Origin of the sequence: Streptomyces sp. NPDC002055, assembly GCF_040296705.1 — a bacterium.
In the GTDB taxonomy this organism is placed as follows: Bacteria; Actinomycetota; Actinomycetes; order Streptomycetales; family Streptomycetaceae; genus Streptomyces.
The window spans coordinates 1-26,052 of the sequence record NZ_JBEOXS010000049.1; the positions used below are offsets into that span (position 1 = coordinate 1).

The 26,052-nt window shown below is 73.6% G+C and carries 19 protein-coding genes, 1 tRNA gene and 3 pseudogenes; 17 read left to right on the plus strand and 6 right to left on the minus strand.

Annotated features, from left to right (window positions below; genetic code table 11):
• From ABT112_RS25805 to ABT112_RS25840, 8 genes and pseudogenes are all read left to right on the plus strand, one after another.
• Positions 1–212 (plus strand): annotated as a pseudogene (locus ABT112_RS25805) (DUF6777 domain-containing protein); the annotation flags it as partial.
• Positions 209–1,711, plus strand: a complete 1,503-nt coding sequence (locus ABT112_RS25810; protein ID WP_351513430.1) for a sugar transferase — start codon at positions 209–211, stop codon at positions 1,709–1,711. The pseudogene ABT112_RS25805 and the gene ABT112_RS25810, both read left to right, overlap by 4 nt.
• A 2-nt stretch (positions 1,712–1,713) precedes the next feature.
• Positions 1,714–3,132, plus strand: a complete 1,419-nt coding sequence (locus ABT112_RS25815; protein WP_351513432.1) for an O-antigen ligase family protein — start codon at positions 1,714–1,716, stop codon at positions 3,130–3,132.
• Positions 3,129–4,952 (plus strand): lipid II flippase MurJ, encoded by a 1,824-nt coding sequence (locus ABT112_RS25820; protein WP_351513434.1) that lies wholly within the window; start codon positions 3,129–3,131, stop codon positions 4,950–4,952. The genes ABT112_RS25815 and ABT112_RS25820 overlap by 4 nt, the downstream gene beginning before the upstream one ends.
• Complete coding sequence (locus tag ABT112_RS25825) at positions 4,942–5,676, plus strand: polysaccharide deacetylase family protein (RefSeq protein ID WP_351513436.1); 735 nt, start codon at positions 4,942–4,944, stop codon at positions 5,674–5,676. The genes ABT112_RS25820 and ABT112_RS25825 overlap by 11 nt, the downstream gene beginning before the upstream one ends.
• The gene (locus ABT112_RS25830; RefSeq protein ID WP_351513438.1) at positions 5,673–6,869 is read left to right on the plus strand and encodes a glycosyltransferase; all 1,197 of its coding nucleotides are present in this window, start codon (positions 5,673–5,675) and stop codon (positions 6,867–6,869) included. Before ABT112_RS25825 ends, ABT112_RS25830 begins: the two co-directional genes overlap by 4 nt.
• Positions 6,870–6,877: 8 nt before the next feature.
• Positions 6,878–7,525, plus strand: a complete 648-nt coding sequence (locus ABT112_RS25835; RefSeq protein ID WP_351513440.1) for a YveK family protein — start codon at positions 6,878–6,880, stop codon at positions 7,523–7,525.
• Positions 7,522–8,706 (plus strand): GNAT family N-acetyltransferase, encoded by a 1,185-nt coding sequence (locus ABT112_RS25840; RefSeq protein WP_351513442.1) that lies wholly within the window; start codon positions 7,522–7,524, stop codon positions 8,704–8,706. The genes ABT112_RS25835 and ABT112_RS25840 overlap by 4 nt, the downstream gene beginning before the upstream one ends.
• A gap of 47 nt (positions 8,707–8,753) precedes the next feature.
• Here ABT112_RS25840 and ABT112_RS25845 read toward each other — a convergent pair whose 3' ends face one another.
• Positions 8,754–9,866 carry a glycoside hydrolase family 26 protein gene (locus tag ABT112_RS25845; protein WP_351513444.1) on the minus strand — a complete coding sequence of 371 codons (1,113 nt, stop codon included), beginning with the start codon at positions 9,864–9,866 and terminating at the stop codon, positions 8,754–8,756.
• 146 nt (positions 9,867–10,012) lie between these two features.
• Between ABT112_RS25845 and ABT112_RS25850 the strand changes: the two genes are divergently transcribed.
• From ABT112_RS25850 to ABT112_RS25865, 4 genes and pseudogenes are all read left to right on the plus strand, one after another.
• The gene (locus tag ABT112_RS25850; protein WP_351513446.1) at positions 10,013–11,299 is read left to right on the plus strand and encodes a carboxylate--amine ligase; all 1,287 of its coding nucleotides are present in this window, start codon (positions 10,013–10,015) and stop codon (positions 11,297–11,299) included.
• A 97-nt stretch (positions 11,300–11,396) separates the two neighbouring features.
• On the plus strand, positions 11,397–12,608 hold the full coding sequence (locus ABT112_RS25855; RefSeq protein WP_351513447.1) for an NAD(P)-binding domain-containing protein: 1,212 nt from the start codon (positions 11,397–11,399) through the stop codon (positions 12,606–12,608).
• Between the two features lie 542 nt (positions 12,609–13,150).
• Complete coding sequence (locus ABT112_RS25860) at positions 13,151–13,654, plus strand: MarR family winged helix-turn-helix transcriptional regulator (protein ID WP_351513449.1); 504 nt, start codon at positions 13,151–13,153, stop codon at positions 13,652–13,654.
• Positions 13,655–13,780: 126 nt separating this feature from the next.
• Positions 13,781–14,847, plus strand: a pseudogene (locus ABT112_RS25865) (IS701 family transposase); the annotation flags it as partial.
• Positions 14,848–15,103: 256 nt separating this feature from the next.
• Here the strand turns inward: ABT112_RS25865 and ABT112_RS25870 are convergent.
• Positions 15,104–15,881, minus strand: a pseudogene (locus ABT112_RS25870) (helix-turn-helix domain-containing protein).
• A gap of 576 nt (positions 15,882–16,457) precedes the next feature.
• Between ABT112_RS25870 and ABT112_RS25875 the strand changes: the two are divergent.
• Positions 16,458–16,913, plus strand: a complete 456-nt coding sequence (locus ABT112_RS25875) for a glycine-rich domain-containing protein (RefSeq protein ID WP_351513451.1) — start codon at positions 16,458–16,460, stop codon at positions 16,911–16,913.
• Between the two features lie 79 nt (positions 16,914–16,992).
• Positions 16,993–17,670: a class I SAM-dependent methyltransferase gene (locus tag ABT112_RS25880; protein WP_351513453.1), complete on the plus strand. Its 678-nt coding sequence runs from the start codon at positions 16,993–16,995 to the stop codon at positions 17,668–17,670.
• Between the two features lie 263 nt (positions 17,671–17,933).
• On the opposite strand, the gene ABT112_RS25885 is transcribed toward ABT112_RS25880, so the two are convergent.
• A tRNA-Leu gene (locus ABT112_RS25885) sits at positions 17,934–18,021 on the minus strand.
• A 237-nt stretch (positions 18,022–18,258) separates the two neighbouring features.
• On the opposite strand from ABT112_RS25885, the gene ABT112_RS25890 reads away from it, so the two are divergent.
• Positions 18,259–19,593, plus strand: coding sequence for a M20/M25/M40 family metallo-hydrolase (locus ABT112_RS25890; protein WP_351513455.1), 1,335 nt, complete (start codon positions 18,259–18,261; stop codon positions 19,591–19,593).
• A 444-nt stretch (positions 19,594–20,037) separates the two neighbouring features.
• Positions 20,038–20,772 carry a chaplin gene (locus tag ABT112_RS25895; protein ID WP_351513457.1) on the plus strand — a complete coding sequence of 245 codons (735 nt, stop codon included), beginning with the start codon at positions 20,038–20,040 and terminating at the stop codon, positions 20,770–20,772.
• Positions 20,773–21,237: 465 nt separating this feature from the next.
• On the opposite strand, the gene ABT112_RS25900 is transcribed toward ABT112_RS25895, so the two are convergent.
• The gene (locus ABT112_RS25900; RefSeq protein ID WP_351513459.1) at positions 21,238–21,426 is read right to left on the minus strand and encodes a DUF5703 family protein; all 189 of its coding nucleotides are present in this window, start codon (positions 21,424–21,426) and stop codon (positions 21,238–21,240) included.
• A 47-nt stretch (positions 21,427–21,473) separates the two neighbouring features.
• Here ABT112_RS25900 and ABT112_RS25905 point away from each other — a divergent pair, with 47 nt between their 5' ends.
• A complete protein-coding gene (locus ABT112_RS25905; protein ID WP_351513461.1) occupies positions 21,474–22,145 on the plus strand; it encodes a hypothetical protein in 672 nt (223 codons plus the stop codon).
• Positions 22,146–22,356: 211 nt separating this feature from the next.
• On the opposite strand, the gene ABT112_RS25910 is transcribed toward ABT112_RS25905, so the two are convergent.
• Entirely contained in the window at positions 22,357–25,035 is a 2,679-nt protein-coding gene (locus ABT112_RS25910; protein WP_351513463.1) for a helix-hairpin-helix domain-containing protein, read from the minus strand.
• Entirely contained in the window at positions 25,032–26,018 is a 987-nt protein-coding gene (locus ABT112_RS25915; protein ID WP_351513465.1) for an aldo/keto reductase, read from the minus strand. Before ABT112_RS25915 ends, ABT112_RS25910 begins: the two co-directional genes overlap by 4 nt.
• Between the last annotated feature and the right edge of the window lie 34 nt (positions 26,019–26,052).

Here is a 26,052-nt window from a genome sequence, read left to right on the forward strand (position 1 = left end):
GTCGCCCGGAGCCCGGCCCGTCCGCGCCCGCACGCGACGAGCCCGGCCCGTCCGCGCCGCCACGCGCCGAGCCCGGCCCCAGCGCGCCCGCACGCGCCGAGGGCGGCCCGTCCGGGCAGGGCCTGCCGCAGGGAGCGGCACCCGGTGCGCGCCAGGGGCCCGTCGACCGGCCGGGCCCGTCCACCGACTCCAGGGAGCGCATCAGGCGATGAGCACGGAGAACGCAGGGGTGCCGAAGCCCGGGCGGGTCATGTCGCTGCCGGTGGACACGAGCCGTGCGGTACCCGTCTTCACACCGCGCCGGCCGCCGCGCCGTCCCGCCCCGGCCGAACAGCGCAGGCCCCCGTACGCCGGGCGCGCCGTCGTCCTGCTGACCGGCGCCGACGTCCTCGCCGCGACGGCCGGCGCGGTGCCGCTCGGCGAGCCCGTCCGGGCGGCCGTCGCCCTCGGCCCGGCCCTGGCGGTGGTCCTGCTGTTCAACGCCCGGCGCGGCCTGCACCGGCCCGGACCGGTCACCACCGCCCTGGACGAACTGCCCCGGCTGCTGCCCCACTGCGTGATCGCCTGGTGCGTGGCGACGGCCGTCCTGGTGTGCGTGCGCCCCTCCGCCGCCCCCGGGTGGGCCCTGCTGGCGGCCGTCGTGACGGTGCATCTGACCTGCGCGGGCCTGCTCCGCGGCACCGTCCACCTGCTGCGCCGCCGCAACCGGCGGCGCCACCCGCACTCCGCCCTGGTGGTCGGCGGCGGCGCGGCCGGCCGGCGGGTGACCGCGGCCCTCCACGACCACCCCGAGTACGGCATTCACCCGGTCGGCCTGGTCCTCCCCGCGCCCGCGCCGGACCCGGCCGACGACCCGTCACCCCCCGCCGAGCTGCCCGTCCCGGTGCTCGTGTCGCCCGAGGACATCACCCGCGCCGTCATCCAGAACGCCGTACGGGACGCCGTCTTCACCCGCGGCCCCTGGGAGGACCCCCGGGACGCCGCGCTCGCCCGGCTGCTGGTGGAGCAGGGCTGCACGGTGTGGCTGGTGCACGCCGAGCCCGCCGCCGGCGCCGGACCCCGCAGGCCCGACGGGCCCGACCATCTCTGGGGCTTCGCCTGCCGGCGGCTCGACCCACCGCCCCGCCACCACCTGGGCATCCTCGGCAAGCGGGCCCTGGACGTCCTGGTCGCCGCGGTCGCCCTGATCTGCGCCGCCCCCGTCCTGCTGGCCTGCGCCGTGGCCGTGCGATGGTCCGACGGGCCGGGGGTGATCTTCCGTCAGGAGCGGGTCGGGATGGCCGGGCGGCCGTTCACCGTCCTCAAGTTCCGCACCCTGCGCCCGGCCGACGAACACGAGTCCGCCACGCTCTGGAACGTCGCCGACGACCGGCGGATGAGCGCCGTCGGCCGGCTGCTCCGGCGCACCTCGCTGGACGAGCTCCCGCAGCTGTGGAACGTGCTGCGCGGCGACATGAGCCTGGTCGGCCCGCGGCCCGAACGGCCCTTCTTCGTGCGGCAGTTCAGCAAGGCACACCCGGGCTACGCCGCCCGCCACCGGATGCCCGTCGGTATCACCGGCCTCGCGCAGGTCCACGGGCTGCGCGGCGACACCTCCATCGAGGACCGGGCCCGGTTCGACAACCACTACATCGAGACGTGGTCGCTCTGGCAGGACGTCCGCATCCTGCTGCGCACCGCGGGCTCCCTCTTCCGACACGGAGGCAGCTGAGGATGACCACCCTGCCGATCCTCCCGGCGTCGCTGCGGGCCCGCTGCGCCGGGCTGTGGCGTGTGCTGCCCGCCGTCGTCACCGTGCTGCTGCTCTGCGCGCCCGGGCGGCGGGACGAGGCGGACATCACCGCGGCCGTGCACATCACCACCGCCGACGTGGCCTCGGCCGTGCTCGTGGTGATCTGTGCCGTCGCCCTGCTGCGGGACCGGGAACGGCCGCTGACCCGGACCGCCGTAGTGGTCCTGGGGACGCCCGCCGTCGCGTTCGCCCTGGCCACCGTCGTGTCCCGGGATCCGGAGACGAGCCTGCCGGGCTTCGTGCGCTACGTGCAGATCTTCGTCCTCGTCCCGGCCGCGGTCCTGCTGCTGCTCCGCTCCCGCCGCGACTTCCGCTGGGTGGCCACGGCTCTGATCGCGGTCGCCGTCTTCCAGGGCGCGGTCGGAGTCCACCAGTACGTCACCGAGACGGGCGCCTCGTACGCCGGACGGTACATCCGGGCCGTCGGCACCTTCGGCGCGCTCGACGTGATGGGCATGGCCACCGTCGTGGCCCACGGCGTGGTGCTCGCCCTCGCCCTGGGGCTGGCCCCGCCCGCCGGGAGCCCCCGCTGGGTGCGGCCCGCCGCGCTCGGTACCTCGGCACTCCTGCTCGTTCCGCTCGCCTTCTCGTTCAGCCGCGGGGCCTGGATCGCCACCGCGCTCGCCTGCACCGCCGTCCTCCTCCTCGCCGGGCTGCGCCTCGCCCTGGGCTCCCTGGCCGTCCTGGTCGCCGCCGCCGTCGTCCTGGTCGGCGGGGCCGGGGCCGGCTCCGCGCTCATCGGCGAACGCCTCACCAGCATCACCGAGGTCGCCGAGACCCCCGACCGGTCGGTCACCGACCGGTACGCGATGTGGTCCGCCGCCGTCTCCATGTGGCGCGACGCGCCCGTGACCGGTGTGGGGCTCAAGGGGTACCCGGCGCACCGCGACGCCCACGCGTCCATCGGCCTCTCCTCCAGCAGCGACACCGCGTCCGCCGGCGCGAAGTTCCAACGGGAGCCGCTGCTCACCCCGCACAACATGTACCTGCTCGTCCTCAGCGAGCAGGGCCTCGTCGGGCTGACGGCCGTCGTCGGCAGCTGGACCGCCGTCCTCGTCCTCGGCGTACGGCGGCTGCGCCGCGGCCGGGGCGCCCTGCGCACCGGGAAGCCCGCCGACTGCGGTCTGGCCGCCGCCGGACTGCTCGTCTACCAGCTCGCCGACTTCCTGTACGCGGACATCGGCGGCCCGGAGACCGTCATCACCGCCCTGATGTACGGACTGGCCGCCTGGTGGGCCCTGGGCAGCGAGGCCCGGGTGGAGGGCCCGCCGGTCGGCAGCGTGCCGGCACCGGCCTCGGCGGCGGTCGCCGTGGTCCCGGGCGGGACGGGCCACCCATGAGCGACGCGGTGACGGTGCCGCAGCACACGGCCGGCACACCGGCCGGGACCGGCGCGCCCGCCGGTGATCCGGCGCCCCGGCCGGGCGAGCGGTTCGTCGCCCGGGCCGCGGCCGTCACCGCCGTCCTCACCGCCGCCGGGGCGCTGTTCGGGCTGGTCCGGGACCAGTTGATCGCCCATCTCTTCGGGGCGAGCGGCGAGACCGACGCGTTCCTCGTCGCCTGGACCGTGCCCGAGATCGCCGCGACCCTGCTCATCGAGGACGCCATGGCGCTGGTGATGATCCCGGCCTTCAGCCTGGCGCTCTCCCGGCGTGCCGCGGGCTCCGCGGACGCGGTCCCGGACCCCGTCGGCGGGCTCGTCGCCGCGACCGCCCCCCGGCTCTTCCTGACGCTCGCCGGGGCCGCCGCGGCGCTCGCCGCCGCGGCGCCCTGGCTGGTCCGGCTGCTCGCCCCCGGACTCGCCGACCCCGGCACCGCCGTGGACTGCACCCGGTTCACCGCCGTCACGGTCCTCTGCTTCGGCATCGCCGGATACTTCAGCGCCGCGCTCCGCGCCCACCGGCGGTTCGTGCCCCCGGCCGCCATCTACGTGGCCTACAACGCCGGGATCATCGCCACCGTGCTGGCCCTGCACCGCACGGGCGGGGTCCGGGCCGCCGCCGCGGGGGTCGCCCTCGGCGGCGTTCTGATGGTCCTGGTGCAACTGCCGTCCATCCTACGGCAGTTCCCCGCCCGGACCGGCCGGCGTCTGCGCCGCGCCCCGGAACGCCGGGGAGACCGCTCTCCGGTACCGGCGGCCGTGCCCGGCGCCCTGGCCCGCGTCCGCACCGTCGTCCTGCCCGGCCTACGGCGTCCGGCCGGCCCGCTCGCCGCGCCGGCCGGACCGTCCGGGGGCGCCCCTCCGCCGTCCGGTGGCCCGCAGGGGACACCGCGGGTCCGGACGCCACGGGCCCGGACGGTGCCCCTGTGCGGCCCCGTCCTCGCGCCGGTCGCCCTGTTCGCCCTCACCCGGCAGGCGCAGGTCCTGGTGGAACGCCATCTGGCCTCCTCGCTGCCGGCCGGAGCCATCTCGCACCTGAACTACGCGCAGAAGGTGGCGCAGGTCCCCATGGTCCTCTCGCTGATGGTCTGCACGGTGACGTTCCCGCTCGTCGCCCGGGCCATGGCCGACGGCCAGGCCGACCGCGCCCGCCGCCGCGTGGAGCGGGACCTGACCCTCGCCGGTCTGGTGGTGCTGCTCGGCGCCGCGTACGTCGCCGCCTGCGCCCCCCAGCTGATCCAGCTCCTCTTCCAGCGGGGCGCCTTCGACAGCCACGACACCGCGGCGACGGCCTCCGTGATGCGCGTCTACGCCCTCGGGCTGCTCGGCCACAGCCTCACCGGTGCGCTGATCCGCCCCTACTTCTCCGCCGCCCGGCCCACCTGGCACCCGGCCGCCTCGATGGCCGCGGGACTGCTGATCACCATCGTCGGCGCCCGGGCCGCCGTCCCGTACTGCGGAGTGCTGGGCATCGCCGCCGCCAACGCGCTGGGCATCCTCGTCACCGCGCTGCTGCTGCTCCGCGGCCTCGGCCGGCAGGGCATCGCCGTCGACGTCCGCCGGGTGACGGCGGGACTGGGCCGGCTCGCGCTCGCCGCCGCCGTCGCCACGGCCGCCGGCTGGGCGGCGGCGTCCGCGTGCGGCACCGCCCCGGTCGCCGCGGCGGCCGGCTGCCTCGTCGTCCTCACCGCGTTCGCCGTCACGGCCCTCTGCCTCCGCGCGCCGGAAATCCGGCTGCTGCTCTCCTCCGTCGACCGAAGGCGCCGCCATGCCCGCTGAACCCTGGCTGCTGATGTACCACTCCGTCACCCACTGCACGGAGGACCCCTACCGGGTCACCGTCGCCCCCGACCGGCTGCGCCGCCAGCTGCGCTGGCTGAAGAGCCGCGGGCTGCGCGGCGTGGGCATCGCCGAACTGCTCCGGGAGCGCGCCGCGGGCCGCGGATCCCGCCTGGTCGGCCTCACCTTCGACGACGGCTACGCCGACTTCACCGAGAACGCCGTCCCGCTGCTCCGCGAACACGGCTTCACCGCCACGGTCTTCGTGCTCCCCGGCCGCCTCGGCGGCGACAACGCCTGGGACCCGCTCGGCCCCCGCAAGCCGCTGCTCACCGAGGAGGGCGTCCGGAACGCCGCGGTCGCCGGCATGGAGATCGGCTCCCACGGCATGCGCCATGTCAGCCTCCCCGACGCCGACGAGGCCACCCTCCTCGCGGAGACCGCCCACAGCCGCAAACTGCTCCGCGAGATCACCGACCGCCCCGTCGAGGGCTACTGCTACGCCTACGGCGACGTCGACGCCCGGGCCCTCGACGCCGTGCGCGGCGCGGGCTACAGCTACGCCTGCGCCATCGACCCCGGCCCGCTCACCGGCCCGTACGCCCTGCCGCGCATTCACATCGGCAACGAGGACACCGCGCTGCGGCTCACCGTCAAGCGGCTGCTGCACCCCTTCCGCCGCCGGGGGATGCCCGACGCGCCGCGCGCCGGAGTCGCGCGATGAGAGTGCTGCACATCATCACCGGTCTCGGCGCGGGCGGCGCGGAACAGCAACTCCGGCTGCTCCTGCGCCACCTGCCGGTCCGGTGCGATGTCCTCACCCTCACCAACCCCGGCGCCGTGGCCCGCGGCATCCGGGCCGACGGCACCCGCGTCACCCATCTGGGCATGCGCGGCAACCGCGACCTGTCCGCGCTGCCCCGGCTCGTCCGCGCGGTCCGGGCCGGCCGCTACGACCTGGTCCACACCCACCTCTACCGGGCCTGCGTCTTCGGCCGCACCGCCGCCCGGACCGCCGGGGTACGGGCCGTGGTCGCCACCGAGCACTCCCTCGGCGCGGCCGGCATCGAGGGCCGGCCGCTCACCGCCGGGAACCGCGCCCTCTACCTCGCCACCGAGCGCCTGGGATCGGCCACCGTCGCCGTCTCCGCCACCGTCGCGGCCCGGCTGCGCGCCTGGGGCGTGCCCGGCCACCGCATCCGGGTGGTGCCCAACGGCATCGACGCCGGCCACTTCCGCTTCGACCCCGCGGCCCGCGCCGCCGCCCGAGCCCGGCTCGGCATCCCCGACGACGCCTTCGTGGCCGGGGGAGTGGGCCGGCTCGTCCCCGGCAAGCGGTACGACGTCCTGCTGGCCGCCGCCGCGCGCGTGCCCGGCGTCCGGCTGCTGCTGGCGGGCGACGGACCCGAGCGCACCGCCCTGCGGGAACAGGCCCTCCGGCTCGGCATCTCCGCCCGCGTCCGGCTGACCGGCGAGTGCGGCGGCGCGGTGGCCTCCGACGCGGGCCGCGGCGCGGGCGTCCCCGGACTCCTCGCCGCCATGGACCTGTTCGTCTCCCCCTCCACCGAGGAGACCTTCGGCCTCGCCGTGCTGGAGGCCCTGGCCGCCGGACTGCCCGTCGTCCACGTCACCAGCCCCGCCATCGACGAACTCCCGGCCGACGAGGCCCCCGGCGCCCTCCGGATCGCCCCCGGCACCGGGCCGCTGGCCGACGCCCTGGCCGACGCGGCCCGCCGGTATCCGGCCGCCACCCCGCTCCGCCTGCCCGCTCCCGCCGTCCGGCGCTACGACATCGCGCACAGCGCCGAACAGCTGGTGGCCGTCTACGACCGCGCCCTGGCCACCGCCGGAGCCGCCCGCCGCCCGCCCGCCGTACCGCACCGCTCCGTTCCCACCCTGTCCCATCCGAAGAGGTGACCGCCGCCATGACCGAAACCGTCCTGACGAAGCCGTCCGAGCCCCGGACCGCCCGCCGCCTGCCCTCCCCGTCCTTCCTGCCCAGGCCGCTGCCCATCTGGGCGCCCGTGCTGCTGCTGGCCCTGCTCGGCGGGCTCCTCGGCGGGGTCTACGGCCTGGTGAAGGCGCCCCGGTTCACCGCCTCCAGCTATGTGGTGGTGGCACCCGGCAAGGCCGCGGACCCGGCGACCGCCCTCGGCTTCGCCCACGCCTACGGCCGGGTCGTCACCGGCGGGGCCGTCCTCGACAACGCCCAGACGGCCGCCGGCGTCCCCGCGGAGACGCTGCGCAAGCGCGTCCGGGCCCTCACCTCGCCCGAGGCTCCGATGATCGAGATCCAGGGCAGCGACTCCCGCGCCGAGCAGGCGGCCGTCAACGCCAACGAGGTCGCCCGCGCCCTCACCAGCTACGCCAACGCCTCCGCGACCAACACCGGAGTGCGGCTCGCGGTGCTCTCCAAGGCGCTCACCCCCGCCGCCCCGACCTCCCCGTCGGCGAAGATCGCCGTCGGTGTCGGCGTCTGCGCCGGCGGTCTGCTGGGCTGCCTGGTGATGCTGGTCCAGCCCGGCACCCGCCGACGGGCCGCGGACCGGCCCGCCGCGGACGGTGCCAGGTGACGGCGCCGACGACCGCGCGCGCCCGGCCCGGCCCGCAGGTCCCCACCGGCCTGTCCGTGACCCTCTGCGGAGACCCGGACCGCTTCGCGCGGCTCGCCCCCGCCTGGGACGGCCTGCACCGGCGCTGCCGCAGCGCCACCCCCTTCCAGACCCACGCCTGGCTGCACTCGTGGTGGCAGTCCTACGGGACGCCGGGACGACTGCGGCTGCTGCTGGTGCACCGGGACGGCCGGCTGGTCGGCGCCGCCCCGCTGATACTGACCTACCGTCCGATGCCCGCCCTCACCCCCCTCGGCGGCACCCTCTCGGACTTCCTCGACGTGCTGATCGACGACTCCTGCGCGGACGCCGCGGCGCACGCACTGGTCAAAGGGCTGAGCCAGGCGGCCCGGGCCGCCGTCGTCGACCTGCGGGAGGCCCGCCCGGGCGCCGCCGCCGAGCGGATCTTCGAGCTCTGGCCCGGCCCCCGGCGCCGCCGGGAGGACTCGCTGTGCCTGGAGCTCCCGGGCGTGCCCGTCGAGGAACTGCTCCGGCGGATGCCCGCGTCCAGCGCCCGCCGCTCCCGCGGCAAGCTGCGCAAGCTCGCCGGCCTGGACCTCGAGGACCGCACCGTGCCCGAACCCGAGGTGCCCCGCGCGGTCGAGACCATGCTCCGGCTGCACAGCCTGCAGTGGCAGGGCCGCGGGGTGACCCCCGAGCACCTCCGCCCCCGCTTCGCCGCCCATCTGCTGCGGGCGGTACCCCCGATGGTCGGGGCGGGGCACGCCCTCGTCACCGAGTACCGGCTCGACGGCCACGTGGCCGCGGTCGACGTGACCCTGACGTCGTCCGGCCTCGCCGGCGGCTACCTGTACGGAGCCCACCCCGATCTCCGGGCAGCCAAGGCCGACATCAACACCATGCTGCTGCGCCACGACGCGGACTGCGCCGCCCGGACCGGCCGGGCCCTCAGCCTGCTGCGGGGCGACGAGGCCTACAAGCACCACTGGCGGCCGGAGCGCGTGGTCAACCAGCGCTATCTGCTGGCCCGCCGGGAGCTGGAGCCGATGCTGCGGCTCTACGCGGCACAGGTCGCGGGCCGGACCCGGCTCGCCGAGGAGGTACGGACCAGGGCCCCGGCCCTGCGCGCCTGGCGCACCCGGCTCAACAACTGGCGGGCGGGCGGCGCCGGACCGCGGTGACAGCGGCCCGGCGGCCGGCTCAGGAGTCCCGGCTCAGGAGTCCCGGCTCAGGAGTCCTGCCAGAACCGGACGCACAGCCGCCGCCGGCCGACGAACGGCGACAGCCACGGCCCCAGGTCCAGCTGCAGACAGTCCGCCCGCGCCCCCTGCTCCGGGCCGGGAACCCCGGTGAACTGCACCGAGCGGAAGACCCGGGAGGCTTGCGGATTCTTCCCGCACCGCCACACCCCGTGCGGACAGTAATCGGTGATCGTGTGGTACTCCGGCGGGTGATCCGCGATCCACTTCAGCATTCTGCGCATGTATTCCGGGTTGTCGCCGTTCCGGAAGAGTCCCCACTCCGGATACGAGACCGGCTTGCCGTGCGCCTCCGCGAATTCCACATGGGCACGCAGTCCGAAAGGCTGGTCGACGTGCTCGTCGAAATCGTTCCCGGGCGGCTGGTCGTAGGAATCCATGCCGATGATGTCGACCACGTCGTCGCCCGGATAGCAGTGCGTCCAGCCGATGGCGTCCTTCCCCCGGCTCGGCGCGAAATCGAACCGGAACCGCTGCCCCGGCACCGAGCGCATCACCATCACGATCCCCATCCAGTACGCCTTCCAGGCCTCCGGGTTCGGGGCGCAACGCCCGGTGTAGGTGGTGCCGTTCATCTCCCAGCCCGGCACGATCACCGTGTCCGGCAGGCCCAGTTCGACCAGCCGCGCGGCCAGCGTCCGGTAGTGCTCGTCGAACTCGCCCTGGGCCCCGCGCTCCAGGAGACCCGCCACCTCGCGGTCCGGCACCCGGGCCTCGTTGCGGTCCAGCATCGGCACGTTCAGCACGAACAGCCGGTCCGGGTCCGCGTTCCGCCACCGCGCCCACGCCCCCAGCAGCCCCCGGTCACCCTCGATGTCGGTCCAGTGGTTCCCCGGCAGATAGGTGTGCCCGACGCGCAACTCCGTGCCACCGAGCCACTGCTGCATTCTCGTCATGTCCCGCACGCCCTCGGCACCGGAGCCGAGGAACGCTCCCCACGGAACCCCCGCCGGCTCCGGGCGCCAGGAGCGCGACCCGCCCCGCAGCGGCCCGGCCGTCGCCATGGCCGCACCCGTGAGGATCACGACCACGGCGAGCACGCCGAGGCACATGGACAAAAGCCGCCGGGACGGGTGGGACATGGCTACTCCTTCCGGCGTGCAACTCGGACGGGCTGCATACCCCCTGACAGTAAATGGGACGTATTTCGCACAGTCTCATTGAATGGATTCTGATAGCCCGTTCGAGAATTCATCGCCCGCACGGCCCATCGACCCGAAGGGGAGCAGTGCACCACGACTCCGCGGCTCACCCGGCTCCGCGCCCGACGTTCGACACCGGTGTGCCGGCACTGCTGCTCCGCCTCGACGACAACCCCTTTCACCACGGAACGCTGGGTGCCGTCAGATCGCTCGGCCGGGCGGGAATCGAGGTGCACACCCTCGTCGAATCGCCCGGCAGCCCGGTCAACCGGTCCCGCTTTCTGCACCGGGCCCACCACTGGCCCGGCGGCGGCCCCTCCCTCGAGCGGCTCTACCCCGCGCTCCGCCGCATCGCCCGGCACATCGGCCGCCCCGCGGTGCTGATCCCCATGGACGACATCAGCGCGATCGCCGCCGACCGGATCGCCCCCCACCTCGACGACAGCTACCTGATGGTCCATCAACCCACCGGACTCTCCGAGCGGGTGGCCGACAAGGCGCAACTCGCCGAACTGTGCCGGACCGCCGGAATCTGCCACCCGCTCACCGTCGTCCCCGGGAGCGGCCGGGAGGCGGCCGGCTTCGCCCGGGACCTCGGCCTGCCCGTGGTGGCGAAGTGGAGCCGGCCCTGGCTGCTGTCCCGGACGACGGGGCTGCGCAGCACCACGCTCGTCCACACCCCCGACCAGGCCCGCACGCTCTACGAGCACAGCGCACACGCCGGCAGCCCGCTGCTGCTCCAGCAGCACATCCCCGGCGGCCGCGGCACCGACTGGTTCTTCCACGGCTGCTTCGGCGCGGAGTCCGTCTGCCTCGTCGGCGGCACCGGCCGCAAGGAACTCGCCTGGCCGGTGCGCACCGGACTGACCGCCGTCGGCACCTGGTTCCCCAACCTCGACGTGGAACGCGCCGCGCTCGGACTCGCCCAGCGGCTGGGCTACCGCGGGATCCTCGACCTCGACTTCCGGCGCGACACCACCACCGGCCGGTACCACCTGCTCGACTTCAACCCCCGCCCCGGCGCGCAGTTCCGGCTCTTCACCGACCGGGCCGGACAGGACGTCGTCCGCGCCCTGCACCTCGATCTCACCGGCCGGCCCGTCATCGCCGCGGACCCCGTCCCCGGCCGGGTCTTCGTGGCCGAGAACTACGCCCTGCTGTCCGGCCTCGCGACCGCCGCCACGGCACGGCTGCGGCGCGACACCGGACGCGGCCCCGGCCGGGGCACCCGGCGCCGGACCGGGGAGACCGCCTGGTTCGCCGCCGACGACCCCGCGCCGTTCGCCGCGATGGCCGCCGGCTGGCTGGGCCGCGGCGGCCGGAAGGGCCTGCGGCGGCTGCGCCCCCGCCCCCGGGCGGCCCTGGCCCCCTGACGCACCGTCCGGCCGACGGCCCGGCCACCGTGCCCACCGCCCCTGACTCCCTCCGAACCACCGCACGTTCCCCACGACGAGAGAGTGGAAAGCACCCATGTACGACCTGGTAGTCGTCGGCGCGGGCCCCTACGGACTGTCCATCGCCGCCCACGCGGCCGCGGCCGGACTGCGGCTGCGCGTGCTCGGCCGTCCGATGGCCTCGTGGCGGGACCACATGCCGACCGGCATGTTCCTGAAGTCGGAGCCCTGGTCCTCGAACCTGTCCGACCCCACCGGCGACCGCACCCTGTCCGCGTACTGCGCCTCCCGCGGCCTGCCCGCCGAGCACGGCAGCCCGATGTCCATCGGCACCTTCACCGACTACGGGATGTGGTTCGCCGAGCAGGCCGTGCCGGAGGTCGAGGAGCGGACCGTCACCGCCGTACGGCCGCGCGGGGCGGGCTTCCTCGTCGGCACCCGGGAAGGAGAGTCGATCCCGGCCCGCACGGTGGCCCTGGCGGTCGGGGTGATGCCGCTGGTCCACGTCCCGCGGACGCTCATGGGACTCCCGCCGGACCTGGCCTCGCACAGCAGCCACCACAACGACCTGTCCCGGTTCAAGGGCAGGCACGTCACCGTGATCGGCGCCGGGCAGGCGGCCCTGGAGACCGCGGCGCTGCTGTCGGAGGAAGGGGCCACCGCGCAGGTCGTCGCCCGCGCCGGCCGGATCGCCTGGAACAGCACGCCGCAGCCCCTCCACCGCAGCCTCGCCCGCTCCCTGCGCGACCCGCACTGCGGCCTGGGCACGGGATGGCCCAGCTGGGTCTTCGCCGAGACCCCGTGGGCGGTACGGCGGCTGCCGGCGGCCGCCCGGGTGCGCATCGCGTCCACCGCGCTGGGCCCCGCCGGGGCGTGGTGGCTGCGGGAACGCGTCGAGAGCGGCGTCCCGGTCGTCCTCGGACACCGGCTGCGGACCGCGGCCGCGCGGGGCGACGGCGTCCGGCTCGAATTCACCACCGCGGACGGCTCACGGCGCACCGTCGAGACCGAGCACGTGATCGCCGCCACCGGCTTCACGACCGATCTCGCCCGGCTGCAGATGCTGGACCCGGGGCTGCGCGCCGGGCTGCGCCGGGTCGCCGGCGGCCGGGGTCCACAGCTGAACGGCCGCTTCGAGTCCTCGCACCGCGGCCTCTTCTTCGCCGGACTGCTGGCCGCCCCGTCCTTCGGCCCCGCCATGCGCTTCGTCTACGGCGCCGGCTTCACCGCACCACACCTGGTCGGCGGCGTGCGACGGCGCGTGGGAGGCCCCCCGCGGAGAAGGTGAGCCGGCCCCGCCTCGGTGGCGCTCCCGGCCCCGGACCGGCCGGTTCCGTCCCCGGCCGACCGGCCGACCCGGCGCCAACGCCATGACACCTGGCCGGCGGCGACAAAAGACCGATGGTGCCGGTCGCAGTGACCGGCACCATCGGTGCGATTCCTGTGGTGTCCGAGGGGGGCTTGAACTCCCACTCGGGCACCAGCTTGTTACTTCGCTGACCTGCGCGAACACCCCGGTGGTGACCATCCGGAGCCTGCCACGGATGGTCACCCTCACCTGCTGTTTCTCGTTGTTTCGGACCGCTGTTGGTTATGAGTTGGTCGCGTGACCAACCCGCCTGGTACTCCAGTGCGGTTTCGTGATGTACCCGCTGGCTGCATGGGTGAGCCATCGTCGGCACAGGCCGCGGTGGGCTTCGGCGTGACGGCGCGGGCTGCGACGGCTCGAAGGATGACGGTGGTCGCGCTTCCGACGTGCCCCCAGGTCGAGTTGCAGCGAATACCGCATTCCGATTGTTCCGTGCGCCGGGGGTACGTAGCGTCGCGATCATGGAAGCACTCACCGGAACCACCACCGATCAGGCGCCGGCAAACCCTGCCGCCACCGATGACATGCTGGCAACTCAGCCGGTCGGTTATTGGTGCGGCCTGACCCATACGACCGTCACCCGGCATCTGCGTGACGCGATGGCCAAGGTCGACGTCACGCAGCCGCAGTACTGGGTACTCAACCGCGTGAACGGCGGTCCCACGGCGCCGAGTCGCGAGGAGACCATCGCGCAGCTGACGCACCTTGCCGACGGGCCGCACGAAATCGCCAGGGTCATCGACCAGTTACTCCACCGCGAATGGCTGCGAATCGACGACGGGCAGCGCCTGCACCTCACGGATGCCGGGGAGACTGCCAGAGCGCGGCTCCGTGATCTGGTGACCGAGGTACGCGCCGTGGTCCACCAGGGCATCAGCGACGAAGAGTACATGGCCGCACTCAAGGTGCTACGCAAGATGGTGGCCAATGTCGAGGGCGACGGGACTCCTGGTAATCCGTCATGATCTTCCAACCTCGTAACGGACCCAGCTGGGAACGGGTACGGCCACCGCGTGATCATCGGTTGGTGTGTGGACAAACGAAGATTGTTCGGTGGCCGTGAGCCACAGCGTAGACCTGCCCGCTGGCGGATGATGTTCGACCAGGTCGTGGCCCGGATCGCGGGCCGCTTCGGTTGAGTTGAGCCGAGGGCGTGTGCCCGTGCCTATCTGCTCGAGCTGCTGTCGCAAGTGGAGCGGAAGAACTGCTGGCGGCTGGCCGAGCAGGCTGGTCACGTCCGACCGGGGCCGATGCAGCGGCTGCTGCGCTACGCCCGCTGGGACGCCGATGCCGTCCGGGACGACATCCGCATGTACGCCGTCGAACACCTCGGCGCCGATGGCGGCGTGCTGATCGTGGACGAGACCGGCTTCGTGAAGAAGGGCCGGGCCTCGGCAGGCGTCCAGCGGCAGTACACCGGCGCCGCCGGGCGCATCGAGAACTCCCAGGTCGGCGTCTTCCTCGCCTATGCCACCAGCCGGGGACGGGCACTGATCGACCGCCGGCTCTACCTGCCCGAGCATCCTGGTGCACCGATCCCGAACGCCGCCAGGCGGCCGGGATACCTGGGACGGTGCGGTTCGCGACCAAGCCCCGTCTGGCCTGGGAGATGATCACCGCCGCGCTGGACGCCGGAGTGGAGGCACTGTGGGTGGCCGGCGACGAAGCCTACGGGCAGGACCCACAGCTCCGTGCCAGTCTGGAGGCACGCGGGACCGGCTACGTGATGGCCGTCGCCTGCTCAACGCGGGTGTGGATCAACCAGCGCCGCACCCCCGTCCGCGCGGACCCCGTCGCCGACCGCCTGCCCGCCACCGCCTGGCAGCGGCAGAGTGCAGGCCCTGGGGCGAAGGGCCCGCGCTACTACGACTGGGCCTGGATCCACATCGGCGCCGCCGAACACCGCCACCTGCTCACCCGCCGCAACCGCACCAGTGGTGAACTGGCCTTCTACCTGTGCTGGTCACCCATCACGGTGGCCCTTCCGAAGCTGGTGCGCGTGGCCGGTGTCCGGTGGAGCGTCGAGGAGTGCTTCCAGGCTGCGAAGAGCGAAGTTGGACTCGACCACTACCAGGTCAGGCACTGGACTTCATGGCACCGGCACATAACGCTCGCCATGCTTGCTCTGGTCCTCCTGGCCGCCGTTGCCGCCGACGCGGCACCGAAGCGACCCAACGATCCGCACCGCCCAGCTCGCAGCAGCGAACCGATCTCCTTGACCGTCCCGGAGATCCGCCACCTGCTTACCGCAGTCTTCGGCCAGCCGGCCCTGACTGCTGCCAGGCTGCTGCAACTGGTCAATCTGGCGCAGACGCCACCAGGCAATAGCCCGACACAGCCACTACCGACGACGATCCGCCGATGAACCTGCTGGATAGATCACGAAACCGCACTGGAGTACTAGCAGCGGCTTTCTACTCCGGCGGTCGACTGTACTGCTCCAGCGCAGCCTTCGATGTGGACCGGTCCACCAGCCGCAGCTCCCACGGCCCCGTGTTCACATCGAAGTCCTTGCCGAACCCGACCCACTTTCCCGCCATGCGTCGGCCGGTCGGCTCCACAAGCAATTGGACCGCACCGTGGTAGCGAGCGCCGTTGTAGTAACCGTCCGAAGCGGTCTGCTCCACCCACGAGCCAGTGACCACGTTGCGATCCACGGTCAGGTCCAGGGTGAGAGGGCTGTCCGGGTTCGAGGACGCATCCGGCAGGCTCTGAGCCGTCAGCCGGTTTCCATGCTGGACGATCACTACGTAGTGCTTGCCCTCGTAGGTCTCATCCCGACTCGACGAGAAGAACTCGTAGCGGCTGAGCCATACCCCCGAGTAGGTCTCGGCGGTCGCCTGGATTGTCTGAGGGGTTGCAGCAGCGGAGGTGACTCCGTCTGCTCCTGCGTCCATGTCATGCCCTCCTTTGCCGTCTGCGTGGACCCTCGCCATCGGTACTGGCAGGGTGAAACCCAGGGCTTCCACTGGACGGCCCGTGACCCGCTCTAACGCCCTTGCGTACACGCCCCGGGGGCGTCTTACTCGTCCCTGACTCCCAGCGCTGCACCAGACGCTTCGATGCCTCGTTGGGCTCTCCGAGTTCTAGGCCTGCCCGACGGATGGCCTTGGCGAAGTCGTCTTGGCTCATACGCAGGCCGATACGTACGGCCCGCAACACATCATTCGGCACTGCGACGGTCGTCGTCATGGCGTCAAAACTAGGCCGAAGTGCCGCTCAATGACACCGGTTTGACGCCCTCAAGGCGTCATTGACGCCCGTTCGAGGGACGCCCACCCGACACCCGCTCCGTCGTCGCTCTGCCCTGACGTGCGGGAGCAACATCGAGGCGTCGTGGACGCAGCCGCATCGGGAGGGTGAGCGAATGGCCAAGGAGTTCAGGAACCAGGGGCTTCCCGGAGGCAGCCCCGGAGGACCGATCACCCTCTCACTCCCGCCCTTGCAGCCGACGCCCGTCGAAGGCTGCGGGATCTGCGCGGCGGTTGCGCAGGAACGGGAGGCGGCATGGGCGCGCGGAGACAAGTCCGCTGCGTCTGACGCGAACGTGAAGCTCCGCAACCACCGGCACCACGCCTCATGACCATGACCCAGTGGGTATCCCGGTACGGCGGACAAGCCCGTGTATCCGACTGACCGAAGCGAGAAGCCGCTGACTCCGGCAGCGTCGGCCAGATGGCCCGTGTGAGTGCCCACCATGCCACCCACGATCACGCACCATCCGCAGGGACCGACCCCAGGTCGTCCTATGACGAGGAAGGCACAGACGTGACGATCACACAGCAGTCGACCGAGGTCTCGGACCTCATCAGCCGCGACCTTCGGGGCAGCCTCATCCAGGACGTACGCAAGACCTGGCCAGAGCTGTCCGACGAGATGGGCGAGCGCGGCGTGAACCAGATGGTGGCCTTCCTGGTCGCCTCGACGCGCTCTGACGAGCCGCTCACCCCGTCGCTTCGGGTGGACCTCTTCTGGCACGCGTTCCTTCAGCGGAGCGTGCCCTACGTCGCGTTCTCCATGGCGCTCGGTGCCGAGTACATCCACCACGTCCCGGACGACACCGAGACCGGTTCGGACCCCGAGGCGGGTCGGGCCGCCATGGACGTGACGAAGGCCACGATCCGCGCGGCCGGGTTCACCATCGACCCCGAGTTCTGGCCCAACGAGGGCGCGGCGGACTGCTCGCAGTGCCACGCTGGGTGCACCGACAGCCCGGTCAGCTAGGGCAAGCAAGTACCCCGTGAACCATCAGCCGCCCGGTCACCCGCCGGGCGGCTGCACGCCTTCAGTAAAGGGACGGAAAGTGTCAGACACCCGTAGTGCTGCTTGGGACGCCTACTCGAAGACCAAGCCCCAGCGGCGGACTACGAACGCCAAGGGCGAGACCACATGGTTCAACTGGACCCAGCACCCGGACCACGGCCCCGGGGTAGAGGTACTCGCGTTGCGGCCAGGTGGGACCGTGCTGGACCTCGGGTGCGGGGCGGGAGGGAACCTTGCCCACCTGGCCACCCTCGGCATGAAGGCCGTAGGCGTGGACCTGTCGCGCGCACAGCTCTCCAAGGCCTGTGAGCGCTGGCCGGAGGTGGACGGCCTGGAGTTGCACCAGGGCGAGGCGCTTGCCTTCATGGAGACCGCGCAGACTCCCTTCGACGCGATCTACTCCGTGTTCGGCGCCGCCTACTTCACCGATCCCGGGCTCATGCTGCCCGCCGCACATGGCGCACTCGCCCCCGGCGGGGTGTTCGCCATGTCCCAGCATCCGGCCGTGGAGGGTTGCTACGGATGCCAGGCGTCCTACATCCCCCGAGGTCCTGAGGAGGACCCTGCCGTGGTGAGGCGGTGGGACTACGAACCGGAAACCTGGGCCATGCTGCTCAAGGAATACGGCTTCGCGGACGTGGCTGCCACCGTGCTCCCGGCCCCCGCCGATGGGAAGCGCCGGATCGGCACCCTGCTGATCCATGGCCGGCGAGCGTAGGGGGATTTCCACAAGGGGGGCAGTCAAGGAAACCCCGCCCCGTTCGGTGGCCGTGTTCGGCCTGCGCCCCGGAGCCTGCCGGGCCCCGGCCGCCCTGCCCACGGATCGGCGCGAAGGCGGGGCGCGGAAGCTCACCGCCTCCGGTGCGGGCCGACTGGCCTGTCATCCCTGGTCCGACCTGGGGATTCGTTGGGCTCTTGGTCACGCCGCTGCGCGCCACAGCCCGGAAAAGCAGAAAACCCCACACGAAGTGGGGTCTCAGCTGGTGTCCGAGGGGGGACTTGAACCCCCACGCCCGATAAAGGGCACTAGCACCTCAAGCTAGCGCGTCTGCCATTCCGCCACCCGGACAAGGTGTCTGCCGGAGGCCCGCGGCCGTTCCGACGTGGAAAACCATAGCAAACATCCGGAGCTGCTCGATCACCCGCCCGATCGCCTCCGCACCCCGGGCGGCGGACTGTGACGGGCGGATGACGGCGGCCCGGTGGCCTTGGGCTGGGGCGCCCGGCGCGGGAGGATGGCCTGGACCGAAGCCGTGTGCGGCGCTCCGCCGGGGGCGCGTCCGCGGCGCGAACACGAGGAGGCAGCGTGAGCGAGTCGAATTCGGCCGCGGCGAGCAGCACCGTCACCGGCGAGGACGAGGTCGTCGACCTCTGCCGGGATCTGATCCGGATCGACACGAGCAACTACGGCGACCACTCGGGTCCCGGTGAGCGCGCCGCCGCCGAGTACGTCGCCGAGAAGCTCGCCGAGGTGGGGCTCGAGCCCAAGATCTTCGAGTCGCACCCGGGCCGGGCCTCGACGGTCGTGCGGATCGAGGGGGAGGATCCGTCCCGGCCCGCTCTGCTGATCCACGGCCACACCGACGTCGTCCCGGCCAACGCCGACGACTGGACCCACCACCCCTTCTCCGGCGAGATCGCCGACGGCTGTGTCTGGGGCCGCGGCGCGGTCGACATGAAGGACATGGACGCCATGACCCTCGCCGTGGTGCGGGAGCGGATGCGCAGTGGCCGCAAGCCCCCGCGCGACGTCGTGCTCGCCTTCCTGGCCGACGAGGAGGCCGGCGGCATCTACGGCGCCCGGCACCTGGTCGACCGGCACCCGGAGCTCTTCGAGGGGGTGAGCGAGGCGATCGGCGAGGTCGGCGGCTTCTCCTTCACGGTCAACGAGAACCTCCGCCTCTACCTGGTGGAGACCGCGCAGAAGGGCATGCACTGGATGCGCCTCACCGTGGACGGCACCGCCGGCCACGGTTCGATGGTCAACCGGGACAACGCCATCACGGAGCTGTGCGAGGCCGTCGGACGGCTGGGCCGTCACAAGTTCCCGGTCCGCGTCACCAAGACCGTGCGGTCCTTCCTCGACGAACTGTCCGACGCGCTCGGCACCCCGCTGGACCCGGAGGACATGGAGGCCACCCTGGCCAAGCTCGGCGGGATCGCCAAGCTCATCGGCGCCACGCTGAACAACACCGCCGCGCCGACCATGCTCGGCGCCGGCTACAAGGTCAATGTGATCCCGGGCCAGGCGACCGCCCACGTCGACGGCCGCTTCCTGCCGGGCCATGAGGACGAGTTCCTCGCGGACCTGGACCGGATCCTCGGCCCGCGGGTGCGGCGCGAGGACGTGCACGCCGACCGGGCGCTGGAGACGACCTTCGACGGAGCGCTGGTCGACGCCATGCAGTCGGCGCTCAAGGCCGAGGACCCGATCGCCCGCGCCGTGCCGTACATGCTGTCCGGCGGGACCGACGCCAAGTCCTTCGACGACCTCGGCATCCGCTGCTTCGGGTTCGCGCCGCTGAAGCTGCCGCCCGAGCTGGACTTCGCGGGCATGTTCCACGGCATCGACGAGCGAGTCCCGGTGGACGGGCTGAAGTTCGGCGTCCGGGTGCTCGACCGCTTCCTGGAGCAGAGCTGACTCCGGTCCCGGACCGGAGCTGACTCCCGCCGCGGGGCCGGCCCGGCCACCGGCCCGCCCGCACGCTCCCCGGGGCGTGCGGGGCGGTGCCTCCACAGGCTCCGTATTCGGGTGCCCTTGGTCAGAAAGAGTGAACGCACGGACGGTCCCGTAGCTCGGTTCCCCCCTTCTCGTTACAGGCTGTGCGGTCTCGCTGAGGCCGCATTGCCAACAGGAGGACGAATGATCCAGAAGGTTGCCGCTGTTGCGGCTGCCACTGGCGGTCTGGACCCGTCTTCGGCAACACCTGCATCCGACACTGAGGTTGTTCGCAACCCATGAGGGTGTGACCCCCGTGGGTCCGGAGCGCACGCCATGCACTCCGGGGCGCAGGGGCCTGGCGAGCGGGAATTCGCCCGCAAGCCTTCCGAAGGCAACAGGTAAAGGCAGTAGGGGAGCGAACTCATGCGACAGGTCGCGAGAAAGAGCCTGATCACGGTTGCGGCTGCGAGCGGTGTCCTCGCCGTGACCGGTGGCTACGCCCACGCGGACGCCAACGCGGAGGCCGTGGCGCGTAACTCTCCGGGCGTCTTGTCCGGCAACTCGATTCAGGCGCCGGTGCATGCTCCGGTCAACATCTGCGGCAACACCGTCACCGCGATCGGGCTGCTCAACTCGGCTACGGGCAACAAGTGCGGCAACGGCTCGGGCAGCAGCGCGAGCGGCACGAACGGCTCGGGCTCCGGTTCCGAGGCCCGCGGCGGTGCCGCCAACTCGCCCGGCATCGGCTCGGGCAACAACATCCAGGCGCCGATCAACCTGCCGGTGAACGCCTGCGGCAACACCGCTTCGGTGGGCGGCGCGCTGAACCCGGCCCTCGGCAACGGCTGCGTCAACCAGTCCGGCGGGAACCAGAACACCCCCGACACCCCGGATACGCCCGATACCCCGGACACGCCGGACACCCCCGACACCCCGGACACCCCGGACACTCCCGGTAACGACGGGGAGTCGGAGGAGCCGAACGAGGTCCAGGGCACGTCGGGCCACCGCAACAAGCCCGCCGCGCAGCACGAGGGGCAGGCTCAGCTCGCCCAGACCGGTGCCGCCGAGACCCTGGGCATCATGCTGCCGGCGAGTGCCGCGATGCTGCTCGGTGGAGCGGTGCTCTACCGGCGCGCCAAGGCGGCGCAGAGGTAAGCAGACGCCGCACGGTGCAGACCGTGCGTCAGGGAGCGGGTTCCGCGGTTGTGGGGCCCGCTCCTCGCGTTGTTCCCGGCGTCGCCGCGGCGCCGGCGTCACGCCGCCCGACCGGGACGGACCGTCGGCTCGCGAATGGGTGGACGCGGTCCGCCCGAGCGCGGGCCGGTCTTCCTCGGGCGGGGGCATCCCCTCTCCGACGCGCTAAGACTCCGGTGGGGAACCTGGCGCGCCTTCACACCGGGGCGCGGTCCGAGCAGCGCCTCCGGGGTTCCCCTTCCACGGAAAGGGCCGTCGTGTGGCCTACGGGGCGGCGGCGTGCTCCGGGCGAGTGGGGCGAGAGCGGGCGGCGGGGCCGGTGAGGCGTGGGGCCGATGAGGTGCGCGGGGCAGGCAGGATCCATGGGGCGGCCGACGGCAGCACTCGCCGGCGCCGGGCCCGGTCGGCGGGGCCCGGCGCCCGGTGTCACCAGGTTGCGTGGAGCTGGCGAATGATCCGGCGGCGCAGCCGCACCCTGCGGCTGCCGTCGGGATTCAGCCGCAGGCGGTCCAACTCCCAGTGTCCGTACTCGGCGTGTTCGGTGAGGAGACGTGTGGTGGCTTTACGGGAGACACCCCGCGGCACATACACATCGCGAAATTCATATTCCGGCATCGCATCTATTGTGCGGGCAGTGCCCTGGTACGGATAGCGTCTGCACTATGTCTGATGCTGCTCAGCCCACCGCTGCCGAGGTACGCGCCGCCGCCGAGGCGGTCAAAGCCGCGCTGGACCGCCACCTCGACGCGGTCGAGCGGCGGTCCGGGGAGGACGATCCGGCCGTCTACGCCGCGTTCAACGCGCTGGCAGCGGCGGCTGAGGACTACGACGAGCTGCTGTACGACGCGTACGACGAGGTCACCCCGTTCGAGATCCCCGGGGACGGCTCGCTGCCCGTCTACACCGGGCCCGACGAGCCCAGCGCCATCAGTGTGCTGATCCGCCGGGACTACACGGTCGACGAACCGCACCGGCTGCTCTCCCAGGCACAGCGGGTCGCCGATCTCGACCCGGACGCCGATCCGGCGGCCGACGGGCAGAACGGCGCCGCGGGGCACGCCGGCAGCAGCGTGCACGCGGCCCTGGGCGTGCTCTTCGGCGAGTTCGAACCGGACGAGATCGCCTCCCGCCACAAGGAGTTCGGGCTGGAGGAGGGTGACTCCACCCTCTGGGTCGCCGCCGCGGACGAGGCGGCCGAACCGGGGGAGTGGCTGAACAGCCCGTTCGACGAGGCGGACCCGGAGCGGGTGGTGTGCCGGTTCGACGTCAGCGCGGTGTTCGACGAGGAGCTGGACGACGAGGAGAGCCGGGAGACGCTCGACTCGGAGCGCTGAACCGGGACCCCGCCCGTTCGGCTCCGCGCGGCCCGCACCGACGCAGTGGAGCCGATGTCCGCTCGCCGCCGCCGATAGTGCGCTCTCGGCGGCGGCTGTGCCGCGTCCGTGACCACTGAGGGGGCCCGCCCGCGCAGGGCGGGCCGGGCCCGTGGTTCGGGGGCGGGTGCCCGCCCTCCCGCCCCCGCAGGCGGCCGGACACCGGCGCCTCCTACCCGGCGGGCGGTTCCTGGGCGTTCAGTAGGGCCCGCAGCCGGGTCGTGCGCTCCTTCACCGGCACCTCCGACACCGCGCGCGGCAGCGCCTGTTCCACGCCGTGCACCACCGACAGCTGCTGCTCCGCCCGGCTGAAGGCGGTGTAGACCCAGGACCGGGTCAGTGCCGCGGTGGCGTCGCCGGGCAGCACCACGACCGCTGCGGGCCAGCGCGTCCCGGCCGCCTGGTGGGCGGTGAGGGCCCAGCCGTGGCGGACGGTGTCGCCGACCAGCTCCCGCGGCACCACGACGGGCTCGCCCGCGCAGTCCAGATGCAGCCCCTCGGCGTCCGCCGACACCACCGTTCCCGGCAGGGTCCGGCCCGGCGCCGGGACGTGGGCGACCCGGTCCCCGGGGTCGAAGCCGCCGAAGCGGCCGGGTCCCGGGTTGAGCCGCTCCTTCAGGGCCGCGTTGAGCGCACGCGTACCGGCCGCGCCGCCGTGCCCGGGGGTGATGACCTGGACGTGGTCGGAGGGGATACCGATCGCCCGGGGCACCGAGTCCGCGACCAGCTGGACGGTGCGGTGCACCGCCTCACCGGCATCCCGCACCGGGACGATCACGACCTCCTTGCCGGGCGCCGCCACCTCGCCCAGCTCGCCCACGCCGATGCCCGACACGAGCTCGCCGATGGGCCCCGGGTCGGGCGTACGGGAGGCCACCTGGGGGCAGGTGCGGGCGGCGAGGAGATCGGCGAAGACCCGTCCGGGGCCGGCCGACCACAGCACAACCGGGTCGCCGCTCAGCACCAGTCTGGCGCCGTCGGGCAGCGACTCCACCAGCATCGCGGCCGACTCCACGTCCAACTGGGGGGCGTCCAGCACCACGAGCACATCGAGGGCGAAGGCGCCGTCCCCGTCCCGGCCGGGCCCCTCGGCACCCGACAGGAGGCCCGCCACCGTGACGGCCGCCTCCGCGCCCTCGTGGGCGTGCTCCGGCCGGTGGGCCTCCTGCCCCGTCCCACTCCGCTCCGGGGCAGTGGCACCGGTGCCGAGGAGTCCGGCCAGCCGGCGGCGGCCGTCCTCGCTGTGCGCCGCGGCGAAGGCCCGCAGACCGAGCGCGCGGGCCGCGGTCACCACGGCCGCGGGCTCGGCACGGGCGGCCTCACCGCCGGTGTGGACCACCAGGCCGCTGTCGGCCGCGGCCCGGATGAGCTCGGCGGCGGACGGGGACGCGGCGGCGTCCGCGGCGGCCTGCCAGGCGCCTGCGGAGTCCGCGTGGCCCGCGGAGGGTTCGGCCTCCGGCGATCCGCCGGGAGGCGTGTCGGCGTCGGGTGCGGGTGCCTCCGGTGCCGCGGCCGGATCGTCGGCGGAAGCCGGGCCGCCGCGCGGGGCGAAGGTGTTGACCAGCCGGGCGAGGCCGTCGGCCAGGCTCTCCTCGGCGAGCGCGTACCGGTCGAGGCCGAGCAGGACCCGCACCGGCCGCTCCTCGCCCTCGCCCTCGGCGTCCCCGCCGTCGCCCCCGGCCGCCGCGCGCGGGCCGGCGGAGCCCGACCGCTGGGCGCCGGGGGAGTCGAGGGCGTCCTGGAAGACCAGCACACCGCCGTCCGCGATTGCGGTGTGCAGGGCTTCCTCCGGGTCCGGAACGGAACGCCGGGCGAGCGCGGAGCTCACCGCCGAGGGCTCCAGTGCCGTGTGGCCCTCGAGCGCGGCGCGCTCCAACAGCCAGCCGATGAGGGCCTGGGCCCGGCGCTCGTCGTCCGGCCCGCACTCCCCGCCGATGAGGGCCCGGGCGAAGGCGTCGGCCTGCTCCGGGCGCACACCCGGTACGGCGAGCAGTTGCCAGGGGTCGGCCCGCAGGGTCTCGGCGGCCCGCTCGCCGAGCGCGCCGAACACCGCCTCGGAGAGCTCCTCGGGCGCTCCGCCGGCCACCAGTACCTCCCGCAGGGTCGCCGCTCGGGCCATGCGCTCGGCGGGAGGCGGTCCGGTGCGCACCGGACGGGGCGGAGCAGCGGCCCGTCCGCTCTGCGGAGCCGGAGCCGGAGCCGCAGTCGGGGCAGGGGCAGGGGCAGGGGCAGGGGCGGGGGAGGGTGCCGCGTGGGGCTCGCTCCGAGCGGGGCGCGGCGGAGCCGGGCGGTTCTGCTCGGTGAAGAACGAGGCGGCGGACCGCTCGCCGCTCTCCACCGCCCGCACCGCCGCGGCGAGCGCCTCGGCGGCCGGGGTACGTCCGGTGCCGCCCCCGTCGGCCGGGGGAGCGCCCGGGCCGGAGGAGTGCCGGTCCCCGGCGGTGCCCGACGGCGGGGAGGCCGCGGTGCCCGCTGGCTTCGACGGCCCGTCGGCCGCGGCCCGTTCGCCTCCCGCGGCGGGCTCCCCGGACGCGCCGCCGGCCGGAGAGTCCGCGGCCGGGGAGTCGCCGACCGGAGAGCCGTCGGCCGGGGAGTCGCCGACCGGAGAGCCGTCTGCCGGGAAGTCGCCGGCAGAGGACTCCCCGGCCGCGGAATCGCCCACTGCGGAACCGCCGGCCGCGGAATCGCCGTCCGGTGCCCCGCCCGGACCCTCCTCCGGCGCACCGCTGTCCGGACGGGGCGCCCGCGCGGTCCCGTCCGGCGCTCCCGAAGTGGCCGGGCCGCCGGGGTCCGGTGCGTCGTCGGGTGTCCGCGCGGCAGCGGTCTCGCCGGCGGGGCGGTCCGTGGTCACAGGGTGCTCCAGTCCTGGTCGGGGTAGTGATGCACGGGAGCGGAGACGTCGTCCAGCGCCCGGCAGATCTCGTCCGGAAGACTAAGCTCCTCCACTGACAGCACCGCCGTGAGCTGCTGTGCGGTGCGGGCGCCGACGATCGGCGCCGCCACTCCGGGCCTGTCGCGTACCCAGGCGAGAGCCACCTGAAGCGGTGTGGCGGCCAGCCCGTCCGCGGCCGTGGAGACGGCGTCCACGATCCGGCCCGCGGTCTCGTCCAGATACGGGGCCACGAAGGCCGACAGCTGCGGTGACGCTCCCCGGGAGTCGCTCGGTGTCGCGTTGTTCCGGTACTTGCCGGTCAGCACGCCCCGGCCGAGCGGGGACGACGGCAGCAGCCCCACCCCGAGGTCCAGAGCGGCCGGCAGCACCTCCCGCTCCACACCGCGCTGCAGCAGCGAGTACTCCATCTGGGTACTCGCCAGCCGGGTGCGCGTCCCCGGCGCGCCGAGCTGCCAGGTGGCGGCCTTGGCGAGCTGCCAGCCGCAGAAGTTGGAGACCCCCACATAGCGTGCCCGGCCGCTGCTCACCGCGATGTCGAGGGCCTGCAGCGTCTCCTCCAGCGGCGTCCCCGCGTCGAAGGCGTGCACCTGCCACAGGTCGACATGGTCCGTGCCGAGCCGCTCCAGCGAGGCGTCGAGCGCCGCGAGCAGATGGCCGCGCGAGCCGTCGAACCGGCGGTCGCGGTCCGGCACGCTGCCCGCCTTGGTCGCGACGACCAGATCGGACCGCGGCACCAGATCCTCCATGAGCCGGCCCAGGAGGTACTCCGCACCGCCGTCCGCGTAGACGTCCGCCGTGTCGACCAGGGTGCCGCCCGCCTCCCAGAAGGCCTTGAGCTGGTCGGCCGCGTCGTGCTCGTCGGTGTCCCGCGCCCAGGTGAGGGTGCCGAGCCCGAGCCGCGAGACCCGGAGGCCCGTCCTGCCGAGGTGCCTTAGCTCCATGGGCGTCGAGATTACTGTCCGCGCGCGGCCGCAT